19 protein-coding genes and 1 other annotated feature are annotated in these 21,334 nt (G+C 33.4%); of the genes, 7 read left to right on the forward strand and 12 right to left on the reverse strand.

The features are described from left to right. Nucleotides 1-18: 18 nt before the first annotated feature. Nucleotides 19-280: a binding site (T-box leader), on the reverse strand. Between the two features lie 70 nt (nt 281-350). After that, entirely contained in the window at nt 351-1,079 is a 729-nt protein-coding gene (locus ACTJFD_RS01410) for a potassium channel family protein (RefSeq protein WP_442259247.1), read from the reverse strand. A 188-nt stretch (nt 1,080-1,267) separates the two neighbouring features. On the opposite strand from ACTJFD_RS01410, the gene ACTJFD_RS01415 reads away from it, so the two are divergent. Continuing rightward, nucleotides 1,268-2,017: an AAC(3) family N-acetyltransferase gene (locus tag ACTJFD_RS01415; RefSeq protein WP_442259248.1), complete on the forward strand. Its 750-nt coding sequence runs from the start codon at nt 1,268-1,270 to the stop codon at nt 2,015-2,017. Nucleotides 2,018-2,065: 48 nt separating this feature from the next. On the opposite strand, the gene ACTJFD_RS01420 is transcribed toward ACTJFD_RS01415, so the two are convergent. Together ACTJFD_RS01420 and ACTJFD_RS01425 are read right to left on the reverse strand one after the other, a co-directional pair. Beyond that, nucleotides 2,066-2,557 (reverse strand): hypothetical protein, encoded by a 492-nt coding sequence (locus tag ACTJFD_RS01420; protein ID WP_442259249.1) that lies wholly within the window; start codon nt 2,555-2,557, stop codon nt 2,066-2,068. Between the two features lie 120 nt (nt 2,558-2,677). After that, a complete protein-coding gene (locus tag ACTJFD_RS01425) occupies nt 2,678-3,841 on the reverse strand; it encodes an MFS transporter (protein WP_442259250.1) in 1,164 nt (387 codons plus the stop codon). A gap of 229 nt (nt 3,842-4,070) precedes the next feature. Between ACTJFD_RS01425 and ACTJFD_RS01430 the strand changes: the two genes are divergently transcribed. After that, the gene (locus ACTJFD_RS01430; RefSeq protein WP_442259251.1) at nt 4,071-4,829 is read left to right on the forward strand and encodes a glucose 1-dehydrogenase; all 759 of its coding nucleotides are present in this window, start codon (nt 4,071-4,073) and stop codon (nt 4,827-4,829) included. 178 nt (nt 4,830-5,007) lie between these two features. Here the strand turns inward: ACTJFD_RS01430 and ACTJFD_RS01435 are convergent, their stop codons facing one another. Beyond that, nucleotides 5,008-5,370, reverse strand: a complete 363-nt coding sequence (locus ACTJFD_RS01435) for a VOC family protein (protein ID WP_442259252.1) — start codon at nt 5,368-5,370, stop codon at nt 5,008-5,010. Between the two features lie 292 nt (nt 5,371-5,662). Between ACTJFD_RS01435 and ACTJFD_RS01440 the strand changes: the two genes are divergently transcribed. Continuing rightward, nucleotides 5,663-6,604 carry a glycosyltransferase family 2 protein gene (locus ACTJFD_RS01440; RefSeq protein WP_442259253.1) on the forward strand — a complete coding sequence of 314 codons (942 nt, stop codon included), beginning with the start codon at nt 5,663-5,665 and terminating at the stop codon, nt 6,602-6,604. 65 nt (nt 6,605-6,669) lie between these two features. Here ACTJFD_RS01440 and lepB read toward each other — a convergent pair whose 3' ends face one another. From lepB to ACTJFD_RS01460, 4 genes are all read right to left on the reverse strand, one after another. Then, nucleotides 6,670-7,248, reverse strand: coding sequence for a signal peptidase I (lepB, locus tag ACTJFD_RS01445; protein ID WP_442259254.1), 579 nt, complete (start codon nt 7,246-7,248; stop codon nt 6,670-6,672). Nucleotides 7,249-7,351: 103 nt separating this feature from the next. Then, nucleotides 7,352-8,365, reverse strand: a complete 1,014-nt coding sequence (locus ACTJFD_RS01450; RefSeq protein ID WP_442259255.1) for a glycosyltransferase family 2 protein — start codon at nt 8,363-8,365, stop codon at nt 7,352-7,354. 3 nt (nt 8,366-8,368) lie between these two features. Continuing rightward, nucleotides 8,369-8,878, reverse strand: coding sequence for a hypothetical protein (locus ACTJFD_RS01455; RefSeq protein WP_442259256.1), 510 nt, complete (start codon nt 8,876-8,878; stop codon nt 8,369-8,371). Further along, a complete protein-coding gene (locus ACTJFD_RS01460) occupies nt 8,878-11,298 on the reverse strand; it encodes a glycoside hydrolase family 3 C-terminal domain-containing protein (protein ID WP_442259257.1) in 2,421 nt (806 codons plus the stop codon). The genes ACTJFD_RS01455 and ACTJFD_RS01460 overlap by 1 nt, the downstream gene beginning before the upstream one ends. Nucleotides 11,299-11,472: 174 nt before the next feature. On the opposite strand from ACTJFD_RS01460, the gene ACTJFD_RS01465 reads away from it, so the two are divergent. After that, nucleotides 11,473-12,180 (forward strand): LytR/AlgR family response regulator transcription factor, encoded by a 708-nt coding sequence (locus ACTJFD_RS01465; protein ID WP_442259258.1) that lies wholly within the window; start codon nt 11,473-11,475, stop codon nt 12,178-12,180. Continuing rightward, nucleotides 12,181-13,497 (forward strand): GHKL domain-containing protein, encoded by a 1,317-nt coding sequence (locus ACTJFD_RS01470; protein WP_442259259.1) that lies wholly within the window; start codon nt 12,181-12,183, stop codon nt 13,495-13,497. Nucleotides 13,498-13,525: 28 nt separating this feature from the next. Here the strand turns inward: ACTJFD_RS01470 and glf are convergent, their stop codons facing one another. Next, nucleotides 13,526-14,632, reverse strand: a complete 1,107-nt coding sequence (gene glf, locus ACTJFD_RS01475; RefSeq protein ID WP_442259260.1) for a UDP-galactopyranose mutase — start codon at nt 14,630-14,632, stop codon at nt 13,526-13,528. A gap of 339 nt (nt 14,633-14,971) precedes the next feature. On the opposite strand from glf, the gene ACTJFD_RS01480 reads away from it, so the two are divergent. After that, nucleotides 14,972-15,988 (forward strand): LacI family DNA-binding transcriptional regulator, encoded by a 1,017-nt coding sequence (locus tag ACTJFD_RS01480; RefSeq protein WP_442259261.1) that lies wholly within the window; start codon nt 14,972-14,974, stop codon nt 15,986-15,988. Nucleotides 15,989-16,020: 32 nt separating this feature from the next. Here the strand turns inward: ACTJFD_RS01480 and ACTJFD_RS01485 are convergent, their stop codons facing one another. Continuing rightward, complete coding sequence (locus ACTJFD_RS01485) at nt 16,021-17,229, reverse strand: MFS transporter (protein WP_442259262.1); 1,209 nt, start codon at nt 17,227-17,229, stop codon at nt 16,021-16,023. Nucleotides 17,230-17,485: 256 nt separating this feature from the next. On the opposite strand from ACTJFD_RS01485, the gene ACTJFD_RS01490 reads away from it, so the two are divergent. Further along, the gene (locus tag ACTJFD_RS01490) at nt 17,486-18,142 is read left to right on the forward strand and encodes a Crp/Fnr family transcriptional regulator (protein ID WP_442259263.1); all 657 of its coding nucleotides are present in this window, start codon (nt 17,486-17,488) and stop codon (nt 18,140-18,142) included. Nucleotides 18,143-18,183: 41 nt separating this feature from the next. Here the strand turns inward: ACTJFD_RS01490 and gtfA are convergent, their stop codons facing one another. Both gtfA and ACTJFD_RS01500 read right to left on the reverse strand, forming a co-directional pair. After that, nucleotides 18,184-19,641, reverse strand: a complete 1,458-nt coding sequence (gene gtfA / locus ACTJFD_RS01495) for a sucrose phosphorylase (RefSeq protein WP_442259264.1) — start codon at nt 19,639-19,641, stop codon at nt 18,184-18,186. 17 nt (nt 19,642-19,658) lie between these two features. Beyond that, nucleotides 19,659-21,323, reverse strand: a complete 1,665-nt coding sequence (locus ACTJFD_RS01500) for an alpha-glucosidase (protein WP_442259265.1) — start codon at nt 21,321-21,323, stop codon at nt 19,659-19,661. Between the last annotated feature and the right edge of the window lie 11 nt (nt 21,324-21,334).

Genomic DNA, 21,334 nt, shown 5'->3' on the forward strand with positions numbered 1-21,334 from the left:
CTCAAGAGATTAATATCTCTTAAGGATGTATAAGCATACATGGTACCACCTTGATTCATAGTTAAATAAAAATAACTATCTCTAACTCAATACAACATCATCGAAACATGTGATATCGAGATTCTGTTAACGGGAATAGCCGTGTAATTCTAAAGAAAATTCTCTTGTCGAACTACCCACTCAAAAGTCATTTTCAAATAAATAAACAGCCTCTCTTTTCAGCTACCGAGAGTTTCTTTAGAAGTTTTCTTTATTTTACTTTCTTTATCAACGTGTTTTTTATTGATTGAAAATAGTATAACAACAAGAAAATGAGATGTCAATGATAAAAGTTAAAATTCAATGAGTGCTTATTTTTTTAAGCGTTTCTTTTTCTCTAAATTAACCCAGGCTTCAATAATTTCTAAATCTTCCATTGAGAAATTTTTAGTTTTTAATAATTCATCTAATTCTTCTGTTTTTTTATTTGGAATGACTGATTTCGGATTACTTAACGCCCGAGTGACACTACTAGTAAACGTCGTGATGATACCAACACCTAAAACCATTAAAACAATCCCAATTGCTCTACCAAAACTAGTCTCAATGACAATATCCCCATACCCAACAGTCGTCACTGTCTGCATCTCCCACCAAATTAAGTCACCATAATCCTTAATATTAGGTTCCAACCAAAGCAAAGGCAGAGGTAAAAATATAAAAATGAGTAGAAAAGCATTTAATAGTCGACCCGTACCAATCTCACGTAATCGTAAAACAACTGGCAAAAAATATCTTTGACCAATTGAAGTAATTCGAATCAGCTGTAAGGTTAGAGGAATAAATTTTAACATTCTGAAACCATGATAAAACGGAATTAAAGCTACGAAATCGAGAAAATGATACTTAAAATATTCCTTTTTATTTTTACTTTTCCATAAGGCATGAAAAGTATCCAAAGAAAAAAGAAATAAAATAACATAGTTAATGAGATTATTCATATTTTCTTCTAAAACATTAACAACCATTGTGACAATAACAAGTAAAAACATAATCGCAACATAAATTTTTTTTCGTCTTAAATCTTCGATCTTCCTCACCTCTTCCATCCTCGTTCTCTACTAATTTTCAGCTATCTTATAACAGAAGTCAATTATTATATATTTGAACAGATCCTAAAAAAAACACGCCAGCCTAAAATATGGATCACTATTTTTTACTTTCTTTGCATATCTCAACCAAACTAGCTAAACTTAAAGATAAAATAATAGTTAAAGGGGTTAAATTTATGAAAGCCAAACAAATCATTGAAGATTTACGCAAGTTGGGGGTAACTGAAGAAGATACCATTATTGTTCATTCTTCTTACAATGCTTTAAAAGGGGATCAAGAGATTGAGGGGGGACCGGCTGCTGTCATCGCAGCTCTTAAAGAGACGGTAAAAAAAGGGAACTTGTTATTTCCAACTTTAAGCTATCGAAACGTTGATCTTGATCACCGCTTTTTCGATGTTGAAAAAACACCAGTCTGTATCGGTGTCTTGCCTGAATTCATGCGCTTATCTGAAAATGTAGTCCGCAGTGTCCATCCAACTCATAGTGTAACGGCTTGGGGAAAAGATGCTCATGCGATGACACAAGATCACTATAAAGATTTCACACCTGTTGGCGCAAATTCACCCTTTCGTGAAGTCTATCGTCGCAATGGTAAGATTGTGATGTTAGGAGCTCCATTAGCACGAAATACCAGTCTTCATGGCGTTGAAGAAATGATATTACCTGATTATCTCTTTACGACAAATTATGATTACGAAATTACCTTATCGAATAAAGAAAAAATCATGATGAACGTTCTACGTCATGATTTCGATGGTTATGTTCAACGTTATGACCGCATTCTAGATATTTTAGATGAAGAGGACTTCAAATGTGGCACCGTGTTAAATGGCCCCTGTTGTGTCATGAATGCTAAAGCTGTTTGGGAAAAAGCGCTTATAAAATATAAAGAAGATAGCCACTATTTTATTGATAAAGAATAAAAAACAGCCAATGTATTTAGCTTTTGAGGCAGATACATTGGCTACTTTTTATTTAGTCTGGTCAACACGATTACTTTCGTCCTCCATAATCCAACAAATAACAAATAAAATACCAGCAATTTGAGCTTCTAACGTTAAGTCAAATAAATCAAGATGATATCTATTTGGTTCACCAATAGTATTAACTTTAACAGAAGCTGCAATTTCACCTTCTTTTAAGATTTCAAATGCTGGTCCGCTCCACTCCCCTTTAATATCATACTCACTCTTAAAAAATTCATATCTATCAGAATAATTTTTTTGTTCTTTTTTTATCCCAATTACTTCTGGTCCAATATGAATATGAAAACGTGGTAAATTTAAATAACCAAAATCACTTCTAATCCGTTCAACTTTTCCAATTTTTTCTTGTGCTTGATTATAAATATTGAAACCGATACGAGTCGGTAACGTTGCTCTTGGAGCAAATTCTAAAATAGCATCATCATTTTCATCAAGTAAGACGGGTTCATTAAAATTTCTAAACTTTAATTTTTTCACAAGATAGCCTCCTTTTTTGCAAAACAAATGGTCAATGTATGTTCATTTTACGATTGTTTATAAAAAAAAGCAATTTTAAGGCTAAAAAAACAGCCCTTTAACTAAGAGCGTTTTTTTACTTTATTTTTCATTTTTATAAAATAAGAATAAGCCTATTGCTACAACTATTAAAAGAAAAGCATGAACTAAAAAACTCGTTTTTAAACTCGGATTAATTAAACCAATTCCTCCTAAGACTAAAGGTGCGGTTGCTGCTCCTAAATTAGAGCCAACTAAAACAAATGAATTAGCGGTATTCAATATTTCTCTAGGAAGTGTATTCGATAAATTATTAAAAACCCAAACAACGCAAATTGTTAAAGAAAAACCAACTAAAAAGGCCCCTATTCCTAATAAAAATGCCGTTGCTGATAAAGCAATCATCGCCAAACCAACAGAAGTAATAACCAAAAAAAGTGGTAAAATATATTCTTTAAAAATTTGAATAAAATGACCAAATAAAACGCCTGAAATAAAGCCTGAAAACATATAAACACTCAATACTCGGTTGGCTTGGAGCGTTGTTCCAACACCTGTTTCAACCATTAAACTTGGTATTCTTAACATACTTGAAACTGTGATAGAAATCAGAAGACAAATAAACAAAGCGTGTAGCAATACGATAACTAACTGCTTTCCATTCAGCTTGATTCCCTTTTTACTTTCTTTTTCACTTTCCTTTGCTTCTTCAGTTTCAACTTTCGGAACAAATAAAAGATACATCATTAAAATAAAAAATGCGATTGCATAAATTAAAAAAGAACTGTTCCATGAAATCACCATCAATTGACCTGCTATCATATTTAGAACGGTTTGCCCTAACGTCTCCGCAGACCCTCTAAAACCAAGCAACTTGGACCGGACACTTCCGGTAAAACGTTCACCAATAATACTAATCGCCCGAGTATTAAGTAAACCAACGCCAATCCCTACAAATATCCGAGAAAGTAAAATAATCGGATAACTCATAAAAAAGAAAGGAATAATTCCTGCGAAACCAATAACCAGTAATCCTAAAATAATGGTCGCTCGTTCTGATAAAAATTTTGAGACAAACGGGTTAAGTCCTACCATAATCGTTGTTGCAATTGACGTCACAGACACGATCAATTCAACAGATGAACGTGAATAATTTTCAAAATGAACCAATAAATCAGGAATGATTCCTGATATTGATAAAGTTGATGTTAAAACTAACGATAAGGATAGAATCGCTAGTACTTCCATCGTTTTGTGTTTTTTCATATTTCTTTCTCCGTTCTAATTTTAACTAAAAATAACTGATACCTTCATTCTAAAGCAAGAACCTCAAAAAGGATAGTTCTAAAAGAAAGGGGTTACTTTTATTGAATGTTCTTTTTTATAAACACACAGAAAGAAAATGATTAAAAAAAGGAAGAAAGCTAATCCAATTGTAACCGCTATTATTTTATGGTACAGTTATTATACAAAATGAATAGGAGGTCTTTTTTATATGAAATTAAAGGATAAAGTTGCGATTGTAACAGGTGCTGCCTCAGGAATTGGTCGTTCTACGGCTGAATTATTCGCTCAAGAAGGAGCTAAAGTTGTTGTTGCTGATATCAATGGTGAAGGCGCTCAAGAAGTCGCTCAAACGATTGAAAAAAAAGGTGGACAAGCTTTTGCTTTTCAAATAAATTTAGCAAACAAAGAGGAAATTATTGAAATGTTCAAACAAACAATTGAACACTTTAAAACACTAGATATTTTAATTAATAATGCTGGGATCATGGATGGAATGGAACCCATTCATGAAATTCAAGATGACCGTTGGGACTCAATCATTGCGATTAATACAACTTCTGTCATGCATACAATGCGCGAAGCAACTAACTTATACTTAAACAAAGAGGGTGGCGTTATCGTCAACATTGTTTCAGTAGGTGGTTTACATGGGGCTCGTGCCGGTGCTGCTTATGCTGCCAGCAAATTTGCCGTTGTTGGCCTAACTTTAAACACAGCTTTCATGTACGCGGACAAAAATATTCGTTGTAATGCAATCGCTCCTGGTGGCGTTGAAACTAATATTGCGAGTAGCATGAAGAATATCAGTGAATTTGGGATGGCTCGTCAAGGTCTCGGAATGAGTATTATGCCTCGCTCAGGGCAACCTGAAGAACTAGCCAAAGCGGCACTTTTCTTAGCTTCAGATGATTCTAGTTTCATCAATGGAGATGTTCTTGTCGCTGATGGTGGTTGGACTGCTTACTAAAAAAATAACGACCAGCGAGTGGATTAAAAAGCTCGCTAGTCGTTTTATTTTTTTGAAGACTCTTTTTCTTTAAGACTATACCAAAAACAAACAACTAACTAAGGTCAGCGAACCAACAATTCCTCACCCAATTCACTCCTTTTTAAATAACAACCAACAATTATCCAAGCAGAGTTATTTAATTTTCCGTGTATAAACTAAGGACATGACCATTGATATCTCTAATAATCGCATAGTATTGTCCCCATTCTGCCTTCCACGGTTTTTTTATTAATTCATATCCTTGTTCTTCAATCCGAGCACAAATACTCTCTAATTCATGATAATCATCAACCACAAAAGCTAATTCTATTCGCTGACCCGTAAACTCTGGCTTAAAACCATAAACATCAGCAACCAGCTCTTGAGTATTTAAAGACAGATTTAAGGTTTGATTGACAAGTTCAACATAATTTTCACTATAGCGTTCCTTTACTTTAAAACCTAAACAATCATAAAAATCAAGCGAAGCCTCCATGTTTGACACAATAATACCAACCATTCCTAGTTTAATGATTCATCCTCTCCCTTATCTATTATTTTTTAAACATAAGTGTTTGCTCTAATCAAAATAATTTTAACATTTTCAATTCATATCTCAAAACAAAACCCTCATCAAATAAATCTTTTCAAACCTATTTAAACACCGCTAATATTTTATAAACAAAATAAACAAGGATAAAAAAACAGCTCATTTATCTAAAGATACTTTTTTGTTATAATAAAGAAACAGATAATGATTATAATAATCTTTTATGCTGTAACTGTATGCAGGAAGGTAGGTAGGACTTAAAATGCTTATTTCAATTGTTATCCCTTGTTTTAATGAGGAAGAAATGATTCCAATCTTTTTTCAAGAAATGGAAAAAATAAGAGTAAAACATCATTATAATTTTGAATATATCTTTGTAAATGATGGCTCGACTGATGCGAGTTTAGAAAAAATGCGTGATCTTGCTAATCACTATGATTTTGTCCGTTTTTTATCTTTTTCGCGTAATTTTGGTAAAGAAGCGGCTCTTTATGCTGGATTAAAACATACCACTGGTGATTTAATTACTGTTATGGATGTAGATTTACAAGATCCTCCAGAATTATTACCCGACATGGTCACCATTATTCAGTCCCCGGAAATTGATTGCGTTGGTACGAGACGTTCGACACGTAAAGGAGAACCTGTCATTCGTAGCTTTTTCTCAAAAAAATTCTATTCCATTATTAATCGAATTAGTGATACTGAAATGGTTGATGGCGCACGTGACTTCCGTTTAATGACACGTCAAATGGTTGATGCGATTCTTGAACTCTCTGAATATAACCGCTTCTCTAAAGGTATCTTTAGTTGGGTTGGCTTTAATACGCATTATCTTGCTTATGAAAATGTTGAACGTGTTGCAGGTGAGACATCATGGTCTTTTTGGAAACTTTTAGGTTATTCAATCGACGGAATTGTTAATTTTTCTGATACTCCTCTCAATTTAGCTGCCTTTACAGGCTTGTTTTCATGCCTTTTATCTGCGATTGCTTTAATTTTCATCATTATTCGTGCCTTAATTTTTGGAGATCCAACATCTGGATGGCCATCACTAGTTGTGATTATTCTATTTGTGGGAGGGTTACAGTTACTAAGCCTAGGCATTATTGGAAAATATATTGGAAAAATATTTTTAGAAACTAAAAAAAGACCTATTTTCATTATTCGTGAAACTGAAAAAGATAAAAACAAGCCAAAATAAATAGAACCAACCAAACCATCATTTTCAATCGGTTTGGTTGGTTCTATTTTCAGCTTCGAGGACACTTATTTAAATAAAAGTGTCCCCTCTATTTGTTCTCTATCAATCAATCCAAAAATACGACTATCATAAGAACCATTTACATTATCTCCAACCATAAAATATTTATTCTCAGGAATAATTAATTCTTTTGGTTCTACTTTCTTCGTATTGATAGTCATCGGAAATTCAATTTGACCTTGACTCTTAAACATTTCTTCATCATTCTTCACACCTGGTGCAGCAAACCGAATTAATACCTGTTGCTCATTAATTTCTACCAAATCACCCGGCATACCAATCACACGTTTAACAACATAAATATTTTTTAAAGACGGTTCATTAACTTTAAAAGCGACCATGTCATAACGATTAATTTTTTTTTGATGGCGAACTAATGCGAGTTCTCCAGGTGAAAGTGTTGGTGTCATTGAGGTCCCCTCAATGCGCCAGACATAGCGATTGGTAAACGTGAAAAATAATACAATCAGTAACAACAGGCTACCTCCTAAAATTAGCCAACGTTGTTTCTTTGTTTGTTTTGACTGATGATTCATTATTTTCTTTTGATTTATTTTTCTAGGTCGATTTTTTCTTTCTCTCAAACCAAATAGTCACCTCAAATCGCTTTCTTATTAACATTATATACAAATTCAGACTAAAAAAACAACTGTAAGGCGAGTTAATTAACTCAGCTTACAGTTACTCCTAATTAAAACCATAGATTTTTTGAGCCGTTTGATAGATACGAACAGCGGTTTTACGACCAAGCTTACCTGGTAAATGCAAAGCATGACCAAAAGCTCCACGCCTTAATTTACCATAAAGTTCAGGATTCTCTTGCTCAATATAATTCCATAATTCTTCTTTTTTAACTAAATTTTCATGCGAACCTTCTTTAAGCAAGAGTATTGAAGATACCGCGGTAATAATCTCTAAAAAACGACGCATATAAAGGGTCAAATGCTCATCAGAATGATCGAGCGTTGAAAAGTAGCGAATTAACTCTTTATTAACAAAAATTTGCTGATCAATCCGGCTAATCATAATTGCCTCATTCACTGATTGATCTTCGCGACCAATATAATAACGATAAAAATCAACATCTAAATAATACATCTTTTTAACTAAAGGTAAGGGTTGGAAAACATATAAGTTATCCACATAAAAAGTATGTTTGGGTAGTTTTAAACCAATGTCTTTTAATAACTCTGTTCGGTAAATAACCGAATGCATTAGCAAATATTTACCAATTGGAAAGTGGACATCTGACCAATTAAAAACTTCTTCTATCGGTAATATTGAACGGTATTCCATTACTTTTTTATGTTTAACTCCTTGTTTTTCATAAACATAATTGCTAATAATCATATCCATTAAATTTTCTTTTTGATGTTCATCTAAAAAAGTTAATATCTTTCGATACGCTCCTTCATCCACCCAGTCATCACTATCCACAACTTTCAAATAAAGACCCGTTGCTGCTAAAAGGCCCGAATTAATCGCTTGACCGTGACCACCATTTTCTTGATGAATTGTTTTAACAATCGTTGGATATTTCTCTTGATAATGATCTGCGATACTACGTGTACCATCTTTCGATCCATCATTGACTAATAAAATCTCTACGGCTTCTCCACCAATTAATAGTGATTCAATACAATGTTCCATATAATCTTCAGAATTATAACAAGGAACAATAATACTTAATAGTTTTTTCATTATTTACTCTTTCCTCATAATTTTAAATTTCATCATTGGATAATTAATAACTACTTGAATAACTATGTTAATCATATTAGCCAGTGTTGCAGCAAAACCTCCTACAAATGGTGATAACCCTTTAATTAAATAAGGGGGAAGCCAGATTGATAGGATACCCGCAAAAGTAACCGTTGCAATATACCAAGGTAAAACACTTTTTATATCAACAGTTGCACTAAAAACTACTTTTCGTTGCACAATAAAATTAACAATTTGAGCGCAAATATAAGCCAATAAAAAACTTAAAAAGCCTCCCAAACCACCTTCATTATTATCATAGTTAAAAATGAACCAGTGAAAATCGGTCGTACTCAAGTTTTTAAAAACAAAACCTGTACCTATCCACAATACTACAAAGTTAACTATAGTTGCAACATTACTCATCAGATTAAATAAAATAAATTCATAAATATCTGGATGTTTTTCTTTAAATTTTGAGAGCCAGCTTTTGTTTTTTATTAAATTTGTCATTATTTCATTACCTCTTCTTTACTTCTCCAACGTTTATTTTCTTTTTTATTAACAAAAAATTGTTGGATGAACCGTATACCGCCTTTAATAACATGACCATTTCCCATTCGTACAAGTTCATGACTCATTTCAGAACTAATTAAACCATTGGTCATCTTTCCAATCGCACGAAAGGGCATATTATAAATAAATAATAAATTTAAATTTGGTGTTCCTTTTCGTTGACTTCTTTTTAATAACCGATGAAGGACTCGATAAACTTGACGTCCCAAAAACCCAGGTGCATATTGTAAGTCTGATAGCGTACTATTTTCATGCAATAATTGCCTTTTATGTTCTTGAAATACTGGCACGGGCTCCTGATATAAAGTCTCAAAATCTTTCATTGTTATTTGATTCAATGACAATGTTTGATAATTTTCACTTAAAAGAACGTGAACTTCTTTGGCTACACCTTCTTTAAACACTTCTAGTGATAGTGGTAGTTCTCGAGAATGACCACCAACATTGATGATATAAAGACCAGTGTTAACCTGCCATTCTTTTTCTTTCACATTGTAAGTACGGAAAGTATAATCATCGAATGGTAAAAAAACATTACAACTTTCCTGTGCCTGCAGACTAACTTTTTTAAATCCTTTTAATTCATGAACGGGTCTCAGATTCGTTTCTTTCGGCGCAGTAACATACATTTGAACAATTTCTTCACCAGCGACATGCCCAGTATTAGTTAAGGTAAAACAAATTCCATCATCCATTAAATGCAACTGACTATATTTAAAATCGGTATAACTTAGTCCATAGCCAAAAGGAAATAAAACTTCATTTTTTTTAGTATTATAATAGCGATAACCTACAAAAGGACCTTCTTTATAATAAGCATAAGGCCCCATCGCTGGATACTCTTCACCAAAAGGAACCTCTTGATAACTTAATGGATAAGTTTCACTTAGCTTTCCACTCGGATTATAACGGCCTGTTAGAACTTCTAAACTCGCACTTGCCCCTGCTTCACCCGATAAATAGAGATGAATCAAACCAGAAATATTTTTTAACCATGGCATCTCTACGACCGAACCTGCTGATAATACTACGACAATTTTTGTTTCAGTTGTTGCTAAAGCTTCTAACAGCTCAAGCTGACTTTGAGGTAAACTTAGATGGGTTCGATCCATCCCCTCACTTTCATAACTTTCGTCTAATCCTGCATAGACAACTACTACTTCACTTTTATTGGCTAACTCAACTGCTTTTTTTATTAAGTTATCATCCGTATTAGCTCCTCGACGATAACCTAATTCAAAACCAGAAACATTTAGAGGATAATCGGCTAATAAATCCACCACATTCTCTAATTGATGAGCGTTAACCATAGATGACCCTGCCCCTTGGTAACGTGGCCTTTCTGCAAACTCACCAATAAAACCAACTTTTTGTGTGGACTGGATTGGTAAAACAGCCGCTTCATTTTTTAAAAGCACCGCACTTTTCATCGCTGCTTCTTTAGCTAATTGATGGTGTTTTTTCCAATCTGTTGGGCTTTCCTCTTTTTTTACAGGTACATCGAGAATAACCGTGAGAATCTCATCAACACGTTGATTGAGTGTTTCTTCTGATAGATTGCCTTCTTGAACAGCTTTAACGACCTCGCGCGCACCTTCTGCACCTAAGGAAGGCATTGCTAGATGACTCCCCGCCTTAATCGCTTCAACATGATTGTTATCTCCTCCCCAATCAGAAACAACAAACCCTTCAAATCCCCACTCATCCACTAATATTTCTTGCAATAATTTCGGGTGTTCATTTGCATAAATTCCATTAATCTTATTATAAGCAGACATGATCGCTCTTGGCTGTCCTTCTTTGATGGCAATTTCAAACCCTGTTAAATAAATTTCACGCATCGTTCGTTCATCGACGATTGAATCGGATGCCATCCTTCGATATTCTTGGCTATTCACCGCAAAGTGTTTCGGACAAGCAATCGTGCCATTCGCTTGAATTCCTCGAATACTGGCTCCTGCCATTTTACCCGATAAGTAAGGATCTTCACTGTAATATTCAAAATTACGACCACATTTTGGATTCCGTTTAATATTTAGTCCTGGACCTAAAATAACTTGAACATCCAAATCCTCCGCTTCCTTGCCTAGTGCTTGCCCAATCTCTTCAACAAGGTGCTCATCCCAACTATTCGCTAATGTTGCAGCTGTTGGAAAACAAGTCGCTGGTTGACTAGCATTCAGACCTAAATGATCTGAGGCTCCAACCTGTTTTCTTAAACCATGTGGTCCATCTGATAAAAAAATAGACGGAACGCTATCCTTAATCTCTTGTGTTTCCCATGTGTTCTTTCCAGAAAGTAAGGTAGCTTTCTCTTTTAATGAAAGATTGCGAAGAATATTATAATTTTTTAGCATTTCTAGTGTCCTCCTATACTCTCTTTTTTATTAGATTATCATCTATGTAAGCGGTATAATATCTTTCTTTCATATTCTGAGCTTTTTTTATCATAAACTGTCATTTCTCTTTTTTGCTTTTTTTTTAAATAACTTTATAATAAGAGTGAAATAAGGAAAGGAAGTCGATCATCTATGAATATTGCGATTGTTGAAGATAATCTCGAAGAAAGAGAGCGCTTAAAACGTTGTTTTGAACGATATCAAAAAGAACAAAACGTGGCGATCCACCTTTCTCTTTTTACAGATGGTCTTGAAATCGTTGACCAGTATTCTGGACAATTTGATGTTATTTATTTTGATGTAGAAATGCCAATTATGGATGGAATGACCGCTGCTAAAAAAATTAGAGATGTTGATTCAGATGTCTTAATTGTTTTTATTACAAACTATGTTCAATGGGCCATCGAGGGTTACTCCGTTCACGCGACTGATTTTTTATTGAAGCCCATTACTTATTTTAATTTTTTTGAACACTTTAAAAAAATAGTTCCTAAACTAACTTCAACACCTAGTAACACACTAACGCTTAAAGTTAACAATGGCCTTCGTAAAATCAGATTGGATGATTTAGTCTATGTTGAGAGTGAGGGGCATTATCTTCATTTTCATACTCTACAAAATTCTTTTACCCTCCTCGATTCAATGAAGAATATGGAAAAAAGATTACAAGAACACCATTTTTTCAGGTGTAATAATTGCTACTTGGTTAATTTAAAATATGTCAAAGCGATTGATAAAAACATTGTTTTTATTGATAAGTATGAACTTGTAATTAGTCGACCTCGAAAAAAAGAGTTTCTCCAAGCTTTAACAAACTACTTGGGGAACGAGGTGCTTTAAATGCTGGTACTTCCAAATATTCCGCGTGAATTAACCGCTCTAGCTGAGTGGCTTGCTTGCGTTATTTTAATTTTACAATTACCAAAAAACCAGCACAAAAAAAACATTCCCTTTTACTTAATCATAATGGGAATCGGGCAACTTTTTTTACAACTACTCGTTGGTACTTGGTCTTTACTTTTTTGGTTACCTGGAATGTTGCTCAATTTAGGTTGGATGTTTTTAACCTTAAAATGGACGACCCACTATTCGAGCAATCAAACCCTTTACCTCGTAGCAAAGGGTTTCATTTTAGCTGAATTAACCGCTTCACTCACTTGGCAACTGTATTGTTATTTGGCGATAAATTTAGGGCAATTCTCGACTCTTTTTATTTATTTATTCGCCATTTTTTGTTACCTTCTACTATTTACAATCTACTACTTTTTTTCAAATCGCCTCACCATTAATGCCCATTTTATTCAACAAATTCAACATAGAGACGTCTTTATTTCCTGTTTGACTGCCTTAATGATTTTCTTTGTTAGTAATGTTGGGTTTATTTTATCTAACACTGATTTTCCGATTGGAGATAGTTTAACGATTTATACTTTCCGAGCATTAATCAATTTGGCAGGACTTCTTATTATCTTAATGCAAGAGAATTTTCGTTCCGAAATGATGCTCAAAGAAGAATTAAATGCCATTCAACATATGTTTCAATCGCAATATGAACAATATGAAAATTACCGTGAAGGAAATGAATTAATTCATCGAAAATTTCACGATTTAAAACATCAAATAGAGATGATTCAATTAGAAACCAACCAAGAAAAACAAAAAAATTATATTGAAAATTTGAAAGAAGACCTCCGTCTTTTTCAGTCCCCAATAAAAACAGGAAATGCCATTATGGATACGATTCTCACGAGAAAAAATATGTTTTGTATTCAAAATGATATTACACTCACCTGCTTTACAAATGGAAAACTTCTTGATCCTATTGAAACAATGGATTTATGTAGCCTCCTCGGAAATTCACTTGATAATGCGATTGAATCTATTTTAAAAACACCTGAAAAAGAAAAACGCTTAATTCAATTAAAAACAGTTGAAAAAGGTAACTTTATCATTTATCAAGTTAAAAATTATACTGAAAATCAGCCTGAAATGATTGACGGTCTTCCGCAATCAACGAAAGAAAATACAGACTATCATGGCTATGGCTTAAAAAGTATCGCGTATTTTGCTGAAAAATATAATGGCTCAATGACAATCAATTATCAAGATAACTGGTTTATTTTAACGGTCTTAATTCCAAAAAAACCTACAAACTGATGTTTTTAATTAACATCAGTTTGTAGATTTATTTTATTTCACGAGCAACCAATTGCAAAGCAGCTTCAATGACTTGGTGCATATCAAAATAGCGATACATTCCTAAGCGACCACCAAAAATAACGTTGCTTTTTTCTTGGGATAATGTTTTATATTTCTTATACAAACGGTTGTTATCTGCATTATTTACTGGATAATAAGGTTCTTTACCTTTTGTCCACTCACAAGGGTATTCTTTAGTTATTACCGTATGTTTTTCCTTACCAAACTCAAAGTGTTTATGTTCAATAATTCGCGTATAAGGAATTTCACTATCAATATAATTCACCACAGCATTTCCTTGATAGTTCGCTTCTTCTAAACGCTCATGTACAAATTCTAATGAACGGTACTCTAATTCTCCATAACAATAATCGAAAAATTCATCGATCATTCCAGTATAGATAATTTTGTCATAGTTGGCTAAGTACTCTTCTTTCTTTTTAAAAAAATCAGTATTTAAATGGAGTTGAATCTTTTCATGCGTTAACATTTTTTCGATGATGGGAGTATATCCTCCCATTGGAATTCCTTGATAGCGATCATTAAAATAATTATTATCATAAGTTAAGCGAACCGGTAATCGATTAATAATAAATGAAGGCAGTTCCGTACATGGTCGGCCCCATTGCTTTTCAGTATACCCTTTAATCAAAGTTTCATAAATATCGGATCCAACAAGTGATAAGGCTTGCTCTTCTAAATTTTCAGCTGATCTCGTCAAAGTTAAACGTTGTTCAGCAATTTTTTTAGCTGCTTCTTTTGGTGTTTTCACTCCCCATAAAGCATGGAACGTATTCATATTGAACGGTAAGTGATATAACTCACCTTGACTGATGGCTAATGGTGCATTGATAAATTGGTTAAATTCAGTAAACTGTTGCACATAATCCCAAATTTCACGGTTAGAAGTATGGAAGATATGAGCACCGTACTGATGAACATTGATTCCGTCTTCATTTCTTGTATAAATATTTCCAGCAACGTGATCTCGCTTTTCGATTACGGTCACGTGGTGTCCCTTTTTAGCTGCTTCATGAGCAAAGACAGAACCAAACAAACCACTACCAACTACTAAATACTTCATTTTCAACACTCCAATTCATTTTTCTTATCCAGTATACCAAAACTCAAGATTAAACCACAAAATAAAAACTTTGCGGTTTATTTTTTTAAAAACCTTAATGAAACGGGGATTTCATTAAGGTATTGGGGGGGGGGAAAATCTCTTTAAATATTATTTATCAAACGATATCTAAATTTTAGTAGTTAGCAGAAATTAAAATTCTGGGTAATAACTACAACATCATAATACTTGCATTTATAAAAATTGTCAAACGTTTAACAATATCTTTAATAATTATTCTCATATTATTGACAATTCAATTTAAGTACACTATTGTGAAGCTAAGAAGAAATGACAAGGAGCATCAATATGGCTGTTAAACTAACCGATGTTGCTAAAAAGGCCGGTGTATCCTCTACTACGGTCTCACGAGTTATCAATAATTATGGCTCACTAAGTGAGAAAACCATTAAAAAAGTAAAGAAAGCAATGCTCGAACTTAATTATATTCCCAATCAAGCTGCACGTGCATTACAAGGAAAAAGCATTCGTTTGATTGGGCTTTTAGTTCCCAGTATTCAGCATCCTTTTTTTAGTGAACTCGTCAGATATCTTGAAGACGATTTATTCAAAAATGGGTTTAAAGTGATACTCTGTAATTGCTATGAAAACATCGAAAAAGAAAAAGACTACTTGAAAATGCTTGAAGCGAATCAAGTCGACGGGATTATCACCTGTACTCCCAATTATAAAAAAATACTGGCTTACCAATCAATCAAACTTCCCATCGTCTCTTTTGGTCGTTTTTTATCAAATGATATTCCAACAGTCAAAGTAGATGATTTTTCGGGAGCAAAAATGGCAACTCAACATCTTATAGAACAAGGTTGTCAAAATATCGGCTTCATCAATCCAAAAAATAATGCTATTTTTCAACTTTCTCACAAAAAAGAAGGCTATTTAAGCGCCTTAGCTGAAAAAAATTTAAAACCTCATTATTTTGAGTATCATTCTAATTTTTATTTTAATAATGATGATCAAACCATCATCAAATCAATCTTACAAAACAAGCAATTAGATGGAGTCTTTTGTACAAACGACCTCATTGCTTTACTTTGTAATGACCTTTCAGCACAAATGGGGCGAGAGGTTCCTAACGATTTAAAAATTATTGGCTACGACGGGACACAAGTGATTCGCAAATTTTTACCCTCACTTTCGACAATTGTACAACCACTGGACAAGATTGCAAATAATTTAATTTATTTACTTTTTGAAATGCTACCTAATCAACCTGAGCACCCCACCATTACAGAATTAAAAGATTTAAATCTTTATCTTCACCAAGGAAGAAGCACAAAGAAAAGACTCGAGAAATCAATATAATACATTGATTTCTCAAGTCTTTTTAATTTATCTTAAATTTTTTCATCTACGACTATTTTTTTCACCATTGGATTAGAACGATAAAAAATAGCATAGAGGATGGTACAAATAATTGGGATCACTCCAGCGACCATATATAAAGCTGGGAACGAGATAAATTCATGTAGTTCACCTAAAACGTAAGGACCGACACCTAGACCTAAATCAAGTCCAATAAAATAAGTTGATAAAGCCACACCTATTCTTTTAGTTTCCACTGTTTTCAAACAAACAGCTTGACCATTTGACATGAAGGTTCCATAGCCTAAACCGACTAAAGCACCTGCAAATAATAACATACCTGCACTATTCGTCATGCCTAAAGCAAACAAACCTAATGTTAAAAATATATAGCTTGGATACATTACATAGTTTTCACCTTTATTATCAAAAATACGACCGGTCATTGGACGAGTAAGAGTCACGACAAGTGCATAAACAACAAAGAAATATTGGCTCACACTGACTAAATCAATTTCTTTAGCATAAGATGATAAGAATGATAGAACACTAGAATAAGATAAGCCCATCAAAAAACCAATAAATGAAATGAAACCCACTTTTTTTTCAATAAAACTATCAAAAGTCCATTTAGATAGCTCCGCTTTATGTTCTTTCGTTAAAACTAAATTTTTAACTGGAAAAATAAAGCAAGCAATCGTTGTTAATAAAATCAAAATAATTGAGAACCAAGCAATCGTATGGAAGCTTGTATTATTCAGTAATATCATCCCGATAAAAGGACCAATAGCTGCTGCTAAACTGGTACTTAAACCATAATAGTTGATTCCTTCACCATGTTTTGATTTTGGTATATAAGACGTCACGATAGCATTCGTCGCTGTTGAAACTGTCCCGTAGGCAAAACCATTAACAAGACGAACCAAAAAAAGAATAGCAATACTAGGCATGTGTAGGTAAGCAATGGTTGTAATCAAGTAAAAAATAGCCCCATAACGCAACACCGCTTTTCTGCCAATTAACTCTAACCATTTTCCCATGAATAAACGAGCCAATAAGGTCCCGATAATATAAATACCTGAAGCCAGTCCCGCTTGACTCATCGTTGCATTCAATTCATCCTTTGCAATCACAGCAATAATAACCATTAATAAATAATAAACGAGATAGACAACAAAATTAATTAGCGTAATACTGATAAAGCCTTTATTAAATAATTTTTCTACTTCTTTTTCTTGCATTCTACTTTGTTCTTCCTTTCTGAACCTGCAAACTTTAATTGCTTAAAGATTATTTTTTCTGAAAACTTTCTGCATCCCTTACTATAAGCGAAATCGAACATAAAAAAAAAGGGATTTGTTTTCAAAATATGGTAATACCAAATATCATTAACATTTGTTATTGACTTTTATCTATTTTTTAGTTTAGTATTAGGTAGTAAACAAATGATAATCACTTTAAACTAAGGACTATTTACGCCGTTGAGGAGGAATTTCATTGGATCATTCTATTTTACAAGACTATTTGAATCAAAATACTTTTCCCGTGATTACTAAAAAGAGAAAAAGTTATTTAACTTATGAAGGTTTAAAAGATTGTCACGCCTATATTTTAAAAAATGGAATTATTAAAACTAGTATTATTTCTCACGATGGCCGTGAATTTAACTTACGATATATTAAAGATTTAGAAATTGTTTCCTTATTACGTGATGAATACTCACAATTTACAGACTATCCCTTCAACATTCGGATTGAATCTGAAACAGCTGAACTCTATAAAATTGATCGTGTCAAATTTTGGCAAGATATCAATAAAAGCAAAGATTTACAAATGTATGTCAAAGATTATTATCGTGTTTGTCTGTTAACGTCGATCAAAAAAATGCAACAGATGCTAATGAATGGTAAATTTGGTGCTGTCTGTACTCAAATCTTTGAATTATATGAGTTGTTTGGTATTCCGATGGATAATGGCTACTTAATTGACTTCATTATTACTAATGAGGAAATTGCTCATTTCTGTGGCATTACTTCTGCTAGTAGTGTTAACCGAATGTTCCAACAATTAAAAGATATGGATGCTATTCAAATCAGAGACCGAAAAATATTTATCAAAAATTTAGATACTATTTTAGACTATGTCATTAAATAAAAAGACTTGGCTTAAAACAGAATTGTTTTAAGCCAAGTCTTTTATTTATTTCTGAGCTGCGTTATTTGCTTTCCTACATTATCGGCAATAACAAAGTCTTTTGTCACTAAGTTTGCTTCCAATACGGAGCGATATACCCCATCTCGACTTTCCCTAGTAATAACTAATAAATTATCACTCGGAGCCTCCACTGTTATTTTTCCATCTAAATCAAAACTAAGTGATTCGTTTCGATACGTTAAAATTTCAAATAATCGTTTAACAACAGGACGCTTAACCTCACCCTCAATTTCGTCAAGTGAATAGTAATGTCGATTAATATTCCGTCCTTCTTTTGTTTGCTCTAACAAATCTAAATCATTCTTACCTGCTAATAAGCCAACATAATATACTTGTGGGATACCAGGAGCAAAACATTGGATCGCCCGTGCTAATAGATAACTTTGGTCATCATCTCCTAATGCACTATAATAAGTACTATTGATTTGATAAATATCTAAATTATTATACGCTTCGGAAGAATAGATTTTTTTCACATTTGCCCCAATTTCATATAATTTTTCCGTAGTATACGCTGTTTCAGCTTCTGCTAATAAATCTTTAGCATCAACAACTCCAATTCCATCATGCGTGTCTAATGTCGTAAATTGCTTCATTGGGCTCATTTTTAACCAATCGACTAATCGATTACTTTTCCCGCTATATAGTGAATATAAAAGAACCATCGGCAAAGCAAAATCATAAATATAATAATCATGCTCTGCTATTTTCATTTGAATCGAATAATGTTCATGAATTTCTGGTAATAATTCAACCTCATATTTTGCTGCTTCTAAACGAATCTCGTCTAATAATTCCCAAATATCTGGTTCTACAAAAAAACAATTAGAATCCAGTTTTTTTATCGCATAGGCAAAAGCATCTAAACGGATCAATGAACAACCTTCCGCGGCCATTTCTTTGATTGTCTGTCTGATAAATTGCTTCGTGACTTCTTTAGTAACATCTAAGTCAATTTGTTCTTCACCAAACGTATTCCAAACAAGGCCTTCTTCTCCAGTTGCAAAGTTCACTTTTTGAAAAGGAGCTTTGTCTTTCCGCTTATAAATAATATCAATGTCTTCTTCCGTTGGACGATTTTCAGGATAAAAGTCAGCAATCGAAAGAAACATATCCTTATATGGTGACGCTAAATAATTTTGCTGATAATCTTGAAAATAAAGAGATTCTCTTGATATATGATTCACCATAAAATCAAACATTAAATAATAGTTTTCTGATAACTTTTTAACATCTGACCAATCGCCAAAAGCAGGATCGACCTTTGTATAATCACTAGGAGCAAAACCACGATCTCCAGTTGAAGGGAAAAAAGGTAATAGATGAATGCCACCAATGACTTGGTCTAAATGTTTAGTTAAGACTTCATTCAAATCGGTCAAATTATTCCCTAGACTATCGGCATAAGTAATCAGCATTACTTCATTTTTTATTTTCATATTCTTTACTCCTTAGCTTATTTGTCGTTGATTTTTAATACCAAACTTTGATAAGGTTGTAATTTGAAAAGGCCCTGTGTTTCAAACACTTCAAAGTTTGATAAAAGAACCTCATAATTCTTAGTCAGTTCAACTTCAAGAGGGACATTTTGGAAGTTATTTAAAACCCATATTTTTTGATTGTCGGTCACTCTTTCATACGCAACTAAGTTAGAAATCGTTTCAAAGAGAGGTTTAAATTCACCGTAAACTAATGTTTCTTGATACATTGTTTCTTTTCTTAAGCGAATCATTTTTTTATAAAAATTTAAAATTGAATTTTCAGTTTTCAATTCCTTAGCGACATTAATTTCTGGATAATCTTTTTTTACAGGTAACCACGGTTCAACCGTTGAAAACCCAGCATATTGCTCATTATTCCATTGCATTGGCGAGCGTGCATTGTCACGACTTCTTGGTGAAATTAATTCAAAAGCTTTAGCCTCTTCATGGCCATAAGCAAGCGCTCGTTGGAAGTGATCGTGCGTTGATAAATCATCAAAAACATCAATCGATTCATAGTCAACATTTGTCATCCCAATTTCTTGGCCTTGATAAATAAAAGGAGAACTTCGTAAATAGAAATAAAGGGTCGCTAACATGGTCGCCGAACCGTAACCTTGGTCAACTTTTTCAATAAATTTATTTAAAGCTCTTGGACTATCATGATTTTCGATATGACTCGGAGACCAACCAATCTTAGCAATTTGAGCTTGAGCTTCAAAGATTTGTTGTTTCCACTCATCAACGGTCCACGCTTGATACTCATGCCAATCGCCACCTTTTGGAACAGAGGGGTGATCATATGAAAACTCAAAAATCATCGAGAAACAGCCCTGATCTCCTACATAAATACCTAAGTCTTCAAATGGAACCCCAAAAGCTTCTCCAACAGTGACGCAATCATATTTATCAAATGTTTCTTTTCTTAATTCTGATAAAAAGGCATTGATGCCCGGTTGATTGATACTCCCTTTATCTACATGGGCAAGACCATCTAAACCATCTGGTTCAAAGTTAGGGAACTCTTGATTCTTTTTAAGATAAGAAATAGCATCCACTCTAAAACCAGCCACGCCTTTATCCAGCCAATAATTAATCATCTCATAGATTTTTTTTCTTAATTTAGGGTTTTCCCAATTTAAGTCAGGTTGTTCTTTCGCGAAAACATGGAAATAATAGTCTTCCTCAGAGCCTGGTAATGGTGTCCAACTATTACCACCAAAAATAGCACGCCAGTTAGTGATTTCTTCCTTTTTCTTAATCACAAAATAATCACGTTCTTCAGAATTTGGATCGGTGATGGCTTTTTGAAACCACTCATGTTGATCGGAACAATGGTTAACAACTAAATCAAAAATAAGTTTAATCTTACGCTTTTTCGCTTCTGCAATTAGTTCTTCTAAATCGGCATTATTACCAAAAATTGGATCGACTTTATAATAGTTTGAAATATCGTAACCATTATCAACCATTGGTGATTCGAAAAATGGACTAATCCAGATAACGTCGATTCCTAAATCTTCTAAATAATCTAATTTACTAATAATCCCACGCAAGTCCCCAACCCCGTCTTGGTTACTATCTTTAAAACTTTTAGGATAAATCTGATAAAAGACAGACTCTTTCCACCACTTTTTCATTTCTATATCCC

This window comes from Vagococcus sp., from assembly GCF_052102835.1.
GTDB lineage: Bacteria > Bacillota > Bacilli > Lactobacillales > Vagococcaceae > Vagococcus.